Source organism: Mycobacteriales bacterium (assembly GCA_035690485.1).
Lineage (GTDB): Bacteria > Actinomycetota > Actinomycetes > JAFAQI01 > DASSKL01 > DASSKL01.
The window spans coordinates 18,957-30,535 of the sequence record DASSKL010000017.1; the positions used below are offsets into that span (position 1 = coordinate 18,957).

At 72.1% G+C, this 11,579-nt stretch carries 13 protein-coding genes; 3 read left to right on the top strand and 10 right to left on the bottom strand.

Features of this window, described 5'->3' with window-relative positions; genetic code table 11:
- Window positions 1-268: 268 nt before the first annotated feature.
- Entirely contained in the window at window positions 269-1,297 is a 1,029-nt protein-coding gene (locus VFJ21_03380) for a 6-phosphofructokinase (GenBank protein HET7406161.1), read from the bottom strand.
- 18 nt (window positions 1,298-1,315) lie between these two features.
- Between VFJ21_03380 and glpK the strand changes: the two genes are divergently transcribed.
- Complete coding sequence (gene glpK / locus VFJ21_03385) at window positions 1,316-2,797, top strand: glycerol kinase GlpK (protein HET7406162.1); 1,482 nt, start codon at window positions 1,316-1,318, stop codon at window positions 2,795-2,797.
- Here glpK and VFJ21_03390 read toward each other — a convergent pair.
- Together VFJ21_03390 and VFJ21_03395 are read right to left on the bottom strand one after the other, a co-directional pair.
- Window positions 2,743-3,063, bottom strand: coding sequence for a DUF5931 domain-containing protein (locus tag VFJ21_03390; GenBank protein ID HET7406163.1), 321 nt, complete (start codon window positions 3,061-3,063; stop codon window positions 2,743-2,745). The genes glpK and VFJ21_03390 overlap by 55 nt on opposite strands.
- Window positions 3,064-3,105: 42 nt before the next feature.
- Window positions 3,106-3,846, bottom strand: coding sequence for a lysophospholipid acyltransferase family protein (locus tag VFJ21_03395; GenBank protein ID HET7406164.1), 741 nt, complete (start codon window positions 3,844-3,846; stop codon window positions 3,106-3,108).
- A gap of 206 nt (window positions 3,847-4,052) precedes the next feature.
- Between VFJ21_03395 and VFJ21_03400 the strand changes: the two genes are divergently transcribed.
- A complete protein-coding gene (locus VFJ21_03400; GenBank protein ID HET7406165.1) occupies window positions 4,053-4,844 on the top strand; it encodes a hypothetical protein in 792 nt (263 codons plus the stop codon).
- Window positions 4,845-4,865: 21 nt separating this feature from the next.
- Here the strand turns inward: VFJ21_03400 and VFJ21_03405 are convergent, their stop codons facing one another.
- The 7 genes from VFJ21_03405 to VFJ21_03435 form a co-directional block, all read right to left on the bottom strand.
- On the bottom strand, window positions 4,866-5,225 hold the full coding sequence (locus VFJ21_03405; GenBank protein HET7406166.1) for a hypothetical protein: 360 nt from the start codon (window positions 5,223-5,225) through the stop codon (window positions 4,866-4,868).
- Between the two features lie 91 nt (window positions 5,226-5,316).
- A complete protein-coding gene (locus tag VFJ21_03410) occupies window positions 5,317-6,213 on the bottom strand; it encodes an ROK family glucokinase (protein HET7406167.1) in 897 nt (298 codons plus the stop codon).
- Window positions 6,214-6,270: 57 nt separating this feature from the next.
- Window positions 6,271-6,600 carry a DUF5304 family protein gene (locus VFJ21_03415; protein ID HET7406168.1) on the bottom strand — a complete coding sequence of 110 codons (330 nt, stop codon included), beginning with the start codon at window positions 6,598-6,600 and terminating at the stop codon, window positions 6,271-6,273.
- The gene (locus tag VFJ21_03420; protein HET7406169.1) at window positions 6,597-7,781 is read right to left on the bottom strand and encodes an ArsA family ATPase; all 1,185 of its coding nucleotides are present in this window, start codon (window positions 7,779-7,781) and stop codon (window positions 6,597-6,599) included. The genes VFJ21_03415 and VFJ21_03420 overlap by 4 nt, the downstream gene beginning before the upstream one ends.
- A 33-nt stretch (window positions 7,782-7,814) precedes the next feature.
- Window positions 7,815-8,252, bottom strand: a complete 438-nt coding sequence (locus tag VFJ21_03425; protein HET7406170.1) for an SRPBCC family protein — start codon at window positions 8,250-8,252, stop codon at window positions 7,815-7,817.
- Between the two features lie 78 nt (window positions 8,253-8,330).
- Window positions 8,331-9,095, bottom strand: coding sequence for a metallophosphoesterase (locus VFJ21_03430; protein HET7406171.1), 765 nt, complete (start codon window positions 9,093-9,095; stop codon window positions 8,331-8,333).
- Window positions 9,096-9,121: 26 nt separating this feature from the next.
- Window positions 9,122-9,574 (bottom strand): zinc ribbon domain-containing protein, encoded by a 453-nt coding sequence (locus VFJ21_03435; GenBank protein HET7406172.1) that lies wholly within the window; start codon window positions 9,572-9,574, stop codon window positions 9,122-9,124.
- Window positions 9,575-9,687: 113 nt separating this feature from the next.
- Here VFJ21_03435 and VFJ21_03440 point away from each other — a divergent pair, with 113 nt between their 5' ends.
- Window positions 9,688-11,424 (top strand): long-chain fatty acid--CoA ligase, encoded by a 1,737-nt coding sequence (locus VFJ21_03440; GenBank protein HET7406173.1) that lies wholly within the window; start codon window positions 9,688-9,690, stop codon window positions 11,422-11,424.
- Window positions 11,425-11,579: the final 155 nt, after the last annotated feature.

Sequence of the window (11,579 nt, forward strand, 5' to 3'; positions counted from 1 at the left end):
TCCACAACGGCCCACTCGTCCACAACCAGACCAGTGCCAGTTGCGGTCGCTTTCCTTCAACTACTGCCGCGATGTAGGGCCTTGATGATCTCCATTAGGCCCTACACCGCGGCAGATGACATAACGCGAAAGTGGGCGGGATGGCTAACGAGGGCGGGACGGCGGAAGCGGGCGGGACGGCGAACGAGGGCGGGACGGCGAACGAGGGCTGATCACGAGCGGGCTGCGGCCAAGGGCTGACCGGGAACGGCGGCGGGTGCCGACGCGGTCAGCCGAAAAAGACCTCGGCTTCGGCGTACAGAGACGGGTCGACCAGCTTCAGCTCGTCGAGCGCCTCCGCCAACGGCACCCGCACGATGTCCGTGCCGCGCAAGGCGACCATCTTCCCGAAGTCACCCGCGTCCACGGCGTCGATCGCGTGCAGCCCGAAGCGGGTGGCGAGCCAGCGGTCGAAGGCGGTCGGGGTGCCGCCGCGCTGGATGTGCCCGAGCACCGTCGCGCGCGCCTCGCGGCCGAGCCGGTCGCCGATCTCCTGCTCGAGCACCTGGCCGATGCCGGACAGCCGCACATGGCCGAACGCGTCCTTCTCCCCCGCGCGCACCGACATCGTGCCCTCGAGTGGCGTGGCGCCCTCCGCGACGACGACGATCGGGGCGTAGCGCGTCTGGAAGCGGCGCTCGATGAACTGGCACACCTTCTCGATGTCGAACGGGATCTCCGGGATCAGGATCACGTTGGCGCCGCCGGCCATGCCGGAGTGCAGCGCGATCCAGCCGGCGTGGCGGCCCATGACCTCGACGATCAGCACGCGGTGGTGCGACTCGGCGGTCGTGTGCAGCCGGTCGATCGCCTCGGTCGCGATGTTGACGGCGGTGTCGAAGCCGAACGTGTAGTCGGTGGCGGAGAGGTCGTTGTCGATCGTCTTGGGTACGCCGACGACCTGCACGCCGAGCTCGTCGTGCAACCGGCGGGCGACGCCGAGCGTGTCCTCGCCGCCGATCGCCACGAGGGCGTCGATGCCCTGGTCCTTGAGCGTGCGGACGATCGCCTCGGGCCCTCCGTCGACCTTGTAGGGGTTGGTCCGCGACGAGCCGAGGATCGTGCCGCCTCGCGGCAGGATGCCGCGGACCTCGGCGACGGTCAGCGGGCACGTGTCGCCCTCGATCGGGCCGCGCCAGCCGTCGCGGAACCCCACGAACTCGTGTCCGTAGACCTGCACGCCCTTCCGCACGACCCCGCGGATGACCGCATTGAGGCCGGGGCAGTCGCCGCCACCGGTGAGTACGCCGATACGCATGGCCGGGACACTACCCAGGTGTCTGTGCTTGCGATCGACGCCGGAACGACGGGGGTGACCGCGCTCGTCGTCACCGAGGACGGGCGGGTGGCGGCGCGCGGCTACGAGGAGTTCGCCCAGCACTTTCCCAAGCCCGGCTGGGTGGAGCACGAGCCCGAGGAGATCTGGCAGGCGACGCTGTCGGCCTGCCGGCAGGCGCTGGCGGCCGCGGGCCCTACGCCGGTGGCGATCGGCATCACCAACCAGCGGGAGACCGCCGTCGTGTGGGACCGCGCGTCCCTCGCGGCGCCGCGGCGCGCGATCGTGTGGCAGGACCGGCGTACGACGGACCTCTGCGCCCGCCTGCGCGACGCGGGCCACGAGCCGCGCGTGTCGGAGCTGACCGGGCTGCGGCTCGACCCGTACTTCACGGCCACGAAGCTGGCCTGGTTGCGGGACAACGGAATCGTGGACGGCGGCGGACCGCGCGGCCAGGACTGGCCCGACGGCATCGTCGCGGGGACGGTCGACTCCTACCTGGTGGCACGGCTGACCGGCGGCCGGGTGCACGCGACCGATCCGTCGAACGCGTCGCGGACGTTGCTCTACGACATTTCTTCAGGTAGTTGGTCCGAGGAGCTGTGCGAGCTTTTCGGCGTACCGCAAGGGATTTTGCCGGAGGTGCGGCCGTCGAGCGGTGATTTCGGACGCACCGATCCGGCGGCATTCCTCGGGCTCGACCTGCCGATCGGCGGGATCGCGGGCGACCAGCAGGCGGCGCTGTTCGGGCAGGCGTGCTTCGACGTCGGGTCGTCGAAATGCACGTACGGCACCGGATCTTTCGTGCTCATCAACACCGGTCGCGAGATGGTGCGGTCGCCGGACCTGCTGACGACGGTGGCGTGGGACCTGGGCGACGGGCTGGTCTACGCGCTGGAGGGCGCGATCTTCGTGACCGGCGCGGCGGTGCAGTGGTTGCGCGACGGGCTCGGCCTGATCGGTTCGGCGGCGGAGACCGAGGCGCTGGCCGCCACGGTGCCGTCGAGCGAGGGCGTGGTGTTCGTGCCGGCGCTGACCGGGCTCGGTGCGCCGCACTGGGACCCGGACGCGCGCGGGGCCATCCTCGGCGTGACCCGCGGGACGACGCGGGCGCACCTGGTGCGGGCGACGCTGGAGGCGATCGCATTCGAGGTACGCGACGTCGTCGAGGTCATGACCTCGTCCGCCGGCTGCTCGGTGCCCGTGCTCTCGGTCGACGGGGGCGCCTCGGTCAACAACCTGCTCTGCCAGCTGCAGGCGTCCCAGCTGGGCGTGCCGGTGCAGCGACCGCAGGTGGCCGAGACGACCGCTCTGGGTGCTGCTTTTCTGGCCGGGCTCGCCTGCGGCGTCTGGTCGTCGGTGGACGAGCTGCGCGACACCTGGCGGCTGGACCGCCGCTTCGAGCCCGGGCCTCGGGATGACGCGGGCTACCGGCGCTGGCAAGCGGCGGTCGAGCGTTCCAGGGCCTGGGCCAGCTTGTAGGAGGTCCGCGGGTTGGTCGCCGCGGCCAGCACCAGCCCGACAGCGATCGCGACGTCGGCGCCGAGGAAGAGCCGCAGCGCGGGGCGCCGGGCCGGCCGGCGCGCGTAGACCACGGCGACGAGAGTCCAGCCGGCCATCGCGACCAGCGCCCCCCAGCCCACGCCCGGCCGTGCGTAGTGGTCGCTCGCGTGGAAGATCGAGAACGCCGCGTAGCCGAGCGCCGCCACCCGGAAGACGGAGACGGCGGGCCACAGCGGGAGGTTCACGGGGAGCAACGCTACGGGCCCGACGGCCCGAGCGCGGGTGGTTCAGCTGGCCTTGCGGCGGGGCTGGGGGGTGTCGGCCACCAGCGCCTCGCGCGCCGCCGACCGGGCCTCCTCGATCTCCTGCTTGGCCGTGGCGGCGTAGGTGTCGACGTACTCGTGCCCCGACAGCTGCATCAGCTCGTACATGATCTCGTCGGTCACCGACCGCAGCACGAACCGGTCGTGCGCGAGCCCGGCGTAGCGGGAGAAGTCGAGCGGCTTCCCGATCTTCACGCCGACCCGCTTGATCTTGGGGATCAGCGTGCCGGCGGGCTGGATGTCGAAGGTGTTGATCATCGCGACCGGGATCACCGGCGCCCCGCTCTGCAGCGCGAGCCGGGCGACGCCGGTCTTGCCGCGGTAGAGCCGCCCGTCGGGCGAGCGGGTGCCCTCGGGGTAGATGCCGCAGAGCTTGCCCTCGGCGAGCAGCTTCAGCTGGGTCTTGAGCGCGCCCTCGGCAGCCGACCCGCTGGACCGGTCGATCGGCACCTGCCCGACGGCGGTGAAGAACGCCGCCTGCAGGCGACCCTTGAGCCCGCGACCGGTGAAGTACTCCGACTTGGCGACGAACGTGATCTTGCGCGGCACGACGAGCGGCAGGAAGAACGAGTCGAGGAACGACTGGTGCGTGGGGGCAAGGATCGCGGGCCCGTTGCGCGGGACGTTGTCGAGTCCCTCGACCCAGGGCCGGAACAGCACGCGCAGGATGGGCGAAAGGACGGCCTTGACGATCCAGTAGCCCACGGTGGCTCCTTCTCTGCGGTGCTGCCCACCCTAGAGAGCGCTACCCCGGCGAGCAACGCCGCCGCACCTCGCGTCGGCGGGTCGGCGGGTCGGCCGGGCACCGCCGGCGGGAACGGCTCCCCCGCCGTACGCCGAACGGCGTATCCGTCCGAGGTGTGCCCGGCGACCCGCTCGCGTCGGCCTGCGAGCCGTGCGACGATGGGGCCGTGGAGTCGTCCGGGCCCGGTAACCGTCCGGACTGTCACGGGCAGTCCGGCTCGGAGCACGACGCCGCCGGGGTGCCGTCGCGCGAAGGGCGCCACGACGAGCTACCCGGCCGCGACGGCCGCCGCGACAACGGGCTGAGCGCGGAGCACTACGTCGTGCTCGCCGACCTCGACCCGCGCGTGGCCGACGCACTGCTGGGTGATCTGGCGGAGGCGGGCATCGCGGCCTACGTCGTACCGACCCCGGGCAAGCGCGGCGGCTACCTCGAGACGCACCTGCCGACCCGGCACACCGACCGGGTCTTCGTCGACGCGCGGGCCGAGCGCGGGGCGCACACGCTGCTCGACTCGGCGACCGCCACGACCGATCTCGACGAGGACGCCGCCTGGCGCGAGATCGTCGAGTCCTTCGCGGCGCCGTCGGCCGAGCCGGTGCCGCCGTGGCCGGTGTCCGAGGACCTCGACGGGCCGCCGTTGGCGCCGCCGCGCGTCGTGCACCGGGTGGCGACCGACTTCGTCGCCGCGCCGATCAACCTCGACGAGGAAGAGCACTTCGTGCCGCCCGCGCCGCCGCCGGTGCCGAGGCTGCGCAGCGTCACCGTGCTCGCGCTGCTCGCGATCGCCGGTGGGGTGGCGCTGCTCGCGCTGCCGTCGGTGCTCGACTACGCGGCCGACACTGCCGTGCAGGTGCTGGCGGTCTGCCTGATGCTCGGCGGGTTCGGGAGCCTGGTCTACCGGATGCAGGACGGGTCCGACGACGAGGACGACCCGGACGACGGCGCGGTCGTCTGAGCGGTTGCCGGCCTCGGCTTTCTAGCCGCTCGGCGGCAACCGCGTCGGCCCGGGCGCGTCGCAGACGATGAGCGGCGCGTCGTACGGCGAGTCGACCGGTCCCGTCGCGACCGCGGCTCGCTGACCGCCGACCTCCACCAGCGCCACTGCTGCATTGCCTTGCACGGTCACGTCGATGACGTGCGTGCGCAGCGGCGCGAGCAGGACTACGCCGGACCGCGCGTCTACCCCGGTCACGTAGAGCAGCCCCGCCTCGCGGGCGAGCTTGGCCGCGCGCGACCGCCAGCGCAGGTAGCGCGGCCCGCCCGTCACGCAGACGACATCGAAGTCCTGGGCGGCGACCCGGCGCAGCGACGCAGCATCAGTGGTGGCGACTCGCATGGAGAGATGACCTTATCTATGGGACGGCGCTCGGCACCTGTCGCTACCGCCGTGGAGGGGCACGCAGGTCGGCGGCTGCGACAGCCCCGGTTCATTCAGACTGGCGGGCCAGGTCGGCGGCGCCGATGAGGCCGGCGTCCACGCCCAACGACGCCGGCACGATGTCGGGTATCGGCCGGTAGCCGCGACCGATCAGCACGTCGGCGAAGCGGCGCCGGGCCGGCTCGAGCAGGAGGTCACCCGCTGCGCCGACCCCCCCGCCGATGACGAAGCGCCCGGGGTCGAGGACAGCTGACACGTCGGCCAGGCCTTGGCCGAGCCAGGTGCCGACCGCGACGAACGCGGCGATCGCCTCGCGATGGCCGGACTGAGCTGCGAGGGTCACGGCCGGCCCTTCGGTCCACGGGCCCCCGCGGGCTGCCGCCTCCCGGACCAGCGCGCGGCCGCTGCAGTACTGCTCCCAGCAGCCGCGGTTGCCGCATCCGCACGGCAGCCCGTCGGGCACCACTCGCAGGTGCCCCGGCTCCCCCGCCATGCCGAACGCGCCGCGGTAGAGATGGCCGTCGAGGACCAGCCCCGCGCCGATGCCGGTGCCGACGGTCAGGGCAACGAGCGACGAGACGCCGACGCCGGCGCCGAACCGGTACTCCGCCCATGCCATCGCGTTGGCGTCGTTCTCCACGACGACCGGCAGGCCGATCAGCGAGGAGAGCGAGTCGCGCAGCGGTTCTTGTCGCCAGGCCAGGTTGGGCGCGAACAGCACGGTCGACCGGTCGGCGTCGATGAAGCCCGCCGCACCCACTCCGACGGCAGAGACGTCAGACTCGGCGCGCAGGTCGGCCACCACCGACGCGACAACCGCGGCGACGGCGGCCGGATCGGTGCTCGGCGTCGGCCGCCGCTCGCGGCGCAGGATCTCGCCGGTTTCGGACACGAGGCCCGCGGCCACCTTGGTGCCGCCGATGTCGACCCCGATCGCGAGGCTCATGCTGCCGCGCCGGCGCGGAGGCTCGCGAAGCCGAGCCAGGACAGACCCATGGCAGGCTCAGTCGACGTTGATGTGCTCGACCGGACCGCCGTGCCGCGAGGCCCAGTGGTGCTCGTGCGTCTGCACGGCCGACCGCAGGGCCGCGGTCAGCGAGCCGACCGCGTCCAGCAGGTGCTCGACCGTCTCGGGCCGCGTGCCACGGACCAGCGCGATCAGCCGGCACACCGGGCAGAGCTGACACTCGGCGGACCCGGTCGCGATCGCCTCGTCGAGCGAGACATCGCCGAGGGCCTCACGTGCCCACTGGCCGAACGACTGCCCGAGCGCGTCAACCAGCCGGGCCGCCTCCTCGGCGACCGACCCGTGCTCGTGGGCGGAGCTGGTCACGACCGCATCCAGACCGCCGGGTCGGGCTCGAACCGCACGCGCAGCACTCCCTCACGGAAGGCCGCCCCGGCCACGACGCAACGCCGCAGGGCCGAAGGCAGGGACAGCACCCGCCGGTGGGAGCCGACCGTGACGACCAGGTCGTCACCCCGGCGGGCCAGGTCGACGTCGGACTTCGAGGCGAGCGGCAGCGCCACCTGCAGCAGGAAGTCGGAGCCGGACCGCTCCACCCGCACGGGGTCTTCCCCCGCCGGCAGGACGAGCGGGTCGACATCGGTGTAGACGGCAGCGCCGAGGGCGGCGAGCTCCGGCAGTCCCACCGGTTCGCCGGCCCGATACGCCGATCGCCACACCGGCAGCGGCGCGAACGACTCCTCCACCTCGGCCAGCTGAGCCGATTGCGCGGCCGCCCAGCCGGTGCGCCAGGCGTCCCCACCGTCCCCGGGGATCACGCGGTTCGCGACCACGCCGTCGACCCGGTAGCCGTAGAGCGACAGCGTCGTCAGTGTCCGCCGGGCTTCGGCGACCACGACCGACTCGGGCGTGAGCACCAGCCGCACCGACGCCGCCGGCGAGGTGAGCACGCCACGCACCTCGTCGAGCTGGCCGTGCAGCCGCTCGACCGCGTCGAACACCCGGTCGTGCGGCATCGGGACACCGGCCACGCGGTTCAGCACCGGCCGCAGCGAGCGCACGACCCGCCGCTCGACCGGGAAGATCCGGTCCATGTACCAGCGCAGCGCCTCGGGCAGCGCCAGCAGCCGCAGCGTCTCGGCTGTGGGCGCGCAGTCGACGGCGACGAGGTCCCAGCGACCCGACGCGACCTGGGCCCGGACCTCCAGCAGGGCAAGGAGCTCCTCGGCCCCGGGCAGGACGGTCAGCTCCTCGGCCTCCATCCGGTCGACGCCGGCCGCGTCGAGCACGGACAGCAGCCACGACTGCACCTCGCGCCAGCTGGCCTCGAACCGCTGCTGCGCGTCGACCTGCTGCCCGTAGAGCCCGGTGTCGACCTCGGTCGGCTCCGCGCCGAGCGCCACGCCGAAGGCATCGGCCAGCGAGTGCGCCGGGTCGGTCGACAGCACGAGCGTCTTGCAGCCCCGCCCGGCCGCGAGAGTCGCGGTCGCGGCGGCCGTCGTCGTCTTGCCGACGCCGCCCTTGCCGGTGAAGAGGATGACCCGCACGTCAGCGGCCGGCCACGCGGAAACCCAAGCCCACTAGCGCTCCACCCGCTTCTTGAGCTCTTTCAGCGCGGTGTCGATGATCACTTTCTCGGCCTTGCGGCGGAACATGCCGAGCATCGGCATGTTGAGCTCGACCGCGAGCTGGTAGGTCACCTGGGTCGAGCCCTCCCCCTCGTCGGCGAGCGTGTAGCTGCCGTGCTGCGACTTCAGCGCCTTGCCCTCGACCATCACCCAGGAGACCTGGTCGTTGCCGGACCAGTCGTAGTCGAGGGTGTAGGTGTCCTTGAGCACGCCCGCGTCGATGGTGAACCGCACCTGCTTCGCCCGCCCGTCGGGGCCGGCCGGGTCGAGGATCTCGACCTTCTTCATGAAGTGCGACCACTCGGGATAGCTGGGGAAATCGGCGATCACGTCCATGATCGCCGCCTTGTCGGCGCGCATGACGATGCTCGACGACGCCTGCTCGGCCATGCGCGGCAGGTTACCCCGCGGGCGCGATCCGACCCAGGGCCGTCAGCCCGCCGCACGAATCAGGCGATATCGCCCAGGTCACCACTCGAGCACGAACGGCGTGCCGCTCCCGCGGAAGTGGCCCACGTTGGTGCACTCGGTGCGCCCGATCCGGGTACGCCGGGACAGCGGGTTGTGCACGTGGCCGAAGACCACCTGGCGGGGCTGGTGCTCGCGGATGTAGTCGACCAGCGCGTGGCTGCCCCGCTCGAGGCGCCGGGCCTGCACGTCGTAGAGCAGCTCGGGGATGGCCGGCGGGATGTGCGCGCAGAGCACGTCGACCGGGCCGAGGGCGGCGACCTTGGCGGCGTAGTCCTCGTCGGAGATCTCGTACGGCGTGCGCATGGGCGTCTGCAGCCCGCCGCCGACGAAGCCGAACCGCAGCCCGCCGATCTCGGCCGTCTGCCCGTCGAGCAGCGTGTGGCCGTCGCGCAGGTAGTCCGGCCACATGTGCGGGACGTCGACGTTGCCGAACGTCAGGTACGCCGGGGTGGGCATGGCCGCGAAGAGGGTGGCGTACTGGCGGCGTACGGCGTCCTCGATGACCGCGCGGCGGTCGCCGACGCCCTCCCAGAGGCTGCGGGAGAACTCACGTGCCTCGTCGAAGCGGCGGGCGCTGCGCAGCTCGATGAGCTTGGTGGCGTTGGCCGCGCCGAACAGGTCGGCGAAGATGCCGCCGGCGTGGTCGTCGTAGTCGATGAAGAGGACCAGGTCGCCGAGGCAGATCAGCGCGTCGGCACCGTCGCCCGCCCGGGCCAGCGCGTCGGCGTGGCCGTGGACGTCGGAGACGACGTGCACCCGCATGTAGCCGACTCTAGTGACGCGCCGGGTCAGAGCAGGGAGCCGAGCACCACGAAGACCAGGAACACGACCAGTGCGATCGCGGTCGAGCCGCCCGCCATGATGGCGATCTTCATGCCGCTGGACAGCGAGCGCGGGTCGCCCACCACCGGCAGGGTCACCGCGGTGTCGCTCGGCAGGAACGGCGCCCCGCAGGTCGGGCAGGCCATCAGGTCGAGCGAGACGAGGGCGTGGCAGCCGCGGCACGGCCAGCCGGCGGGACGTTCGGCGACGCTGACCGGGGAGAGGTGCGTCGACTCCTCGTAGGCCGGAAGAGCCTCACGCGGTTCGGGTATCGGCTCGGGGGCCGGCTGCAGCGACTCGAGCGGCGCGGTGAAGGGGTCGGGCGCGGCGTCCTCCGACAGCCGGCCGTAGCACAGCGAGCACCACGCGGCTGCCGGAGGCACGGCCGCGCCGCAGTGCGGGCACCGGTCAGGTGTCACGGGCTGGTTGTCGGCAGCAAGGACCGGCCCCTGAAGCCGCCCTCGGATCCCCGCGGTCTCCGGCGGCTACCGTTGGGGAAAACAGCGCTGAGACCGACAGCACAGGAGCACCCGTGCGCGAGTACACGACGCCGGCCGCGGTGACCATCCCGCCGGAGGGCAACCTCACCGACGCGGTGTTCCGCAACGCGGCCGAGCACGCGGGCGAGATCGCGTTCAGCCGCAAGGTCGACGGCCAGTGGCGCGACGTCACGTGCGCCGAGTTCGCCCAGCAGGTCACCACCCTCGCCAAGGCACTCGCGGCCAGCGGCGTCGAGCCGGGTGACCGGGTCGCGCTGATGAGCGCCACCCGCTACGAGTGGACGCTGATCGACTACGCGATCTGGACCGCCGGCGCGGTGACCGTCCCGGTCTACGAGACGTCGTCGGCCGAGCAGGTCGAGTGGATCCTGTCCGACTCCGGCGCGGTCGCGGCGTTCCTCGAGACCGATGGCCACGTCCGCGATTTCGAGTCGGTTCGCGGGCGGGTCCCCGGCGTGCGCCACCTCTGGCGGGTCGCCGACGCGGAGTCGCTGGACCCCGGTGCCACCAGCGACGCCGAGATCGCGCGGCGCCGCAAGGGGCTGACCGGCGAGAGCCTCGCCACCGTCATCTACACGAGCGGCACCACCGGGCAGCCCAAGGGCTGCGAGCTCACGCACGGCAACTTCCTCTTCGACGCGGTCACGACGACCAACGGGCTCGACGACCTGTTCGGCCCGGGCAACTCCACGCTGCTGTTCCTGCCGCTGGCGCACGTGTTCGCGCGCATCATCGAGGTCGGCTGCGTGCAGAACCGGGTGCGGATGGGCCACACCAGCGACATCAAGGGGCTGCTCGACGACTTCGCGGCCTTCAGGCCGACGTTCATCCTGTCGGTGCCGCGGGTGTTCGAGAAGGTCTACAACCAGGCCAAGCAGAAGGCGCACGCCGACGGCAAGGGCGCGATCTTCGACATGGCCGAGCGCACCGCGATCGCCTACAGCGAGGCCGACGGCAAGCCGGGGCTGCTCACCGCCGCCAAGCACGCGGTCTTCGACAAGCTGGTCTACGCCAAGCTCCGCGCCGCGCTCGGCGGCCAGGTCAAGGGCGCGGTCTCCGGCGGCGCGCCGCTCGGCGCGCGGCTCGGTCACTTCTTCCGCGGCATCGGCGTGACGGTCTACGAGGGCTACGGGCTGACCGAGACGACCGCCGGGGCGACGTTGAACATGCCCGACGCGATCAAGGTCGGCACCGTCGGCCGGCCGATTCCCGGCGTGTCGGTGCGGATCGCCGAGGACGGCGAGATCCTGCTGCGGGGCGACAACATCTTCCGCGGCTACTGGCGCAACGACACCGCCACCAAGGAGGCTCTCGACCCGGACGGGTGGCTGCACACCGGTGACATCGGCGAGCTCGACGCCGACGGTTTCGTCACGATCACCGGCCGCAAGAAGGAGCTCATCGTCACCGCCGGCGGCAAGAACGTCGCGCCGGCCGTGCTCGAGGACCGGCTGCGCGCGCACCGGCTGATCAGCCAGGCGGTCGTCGTCGGCGACCAGCGGCCCTACATCGGCGCCCTGATCACCATCGACCCGGAGGCCGACACCACCGGGGCCGACGTCCAGGCGGAGGTCACCGACGCCATCAAGGACGCCAACAAAGCGGTGTCCAAGGCCGAGGCCATCAAGGCGTTCCGCATCCTCGACCACGACTTCACGATCGAGGCCGACGAGCTGACCCCGAGCCTGAAGCTCAAGCGACACGTGATCATGAAGAAGTACGCCGACGAGATCGAGGCGCTGTACGCCGGACGCGCCACCTCCGTCTGATTTCAGACAATCGCCCCACGAGGCACTTACTCGGGCTGCCCGTTATGGGAGTGAAAGTCCATCCTCCGTTCGGCTGAGCCGCTTCTGGACTGTCGGACGCTGCCCTGAGACGGGTCCGGGTGAGATCGTTGAAAACGCCGCGGCAGCGCCGCGGA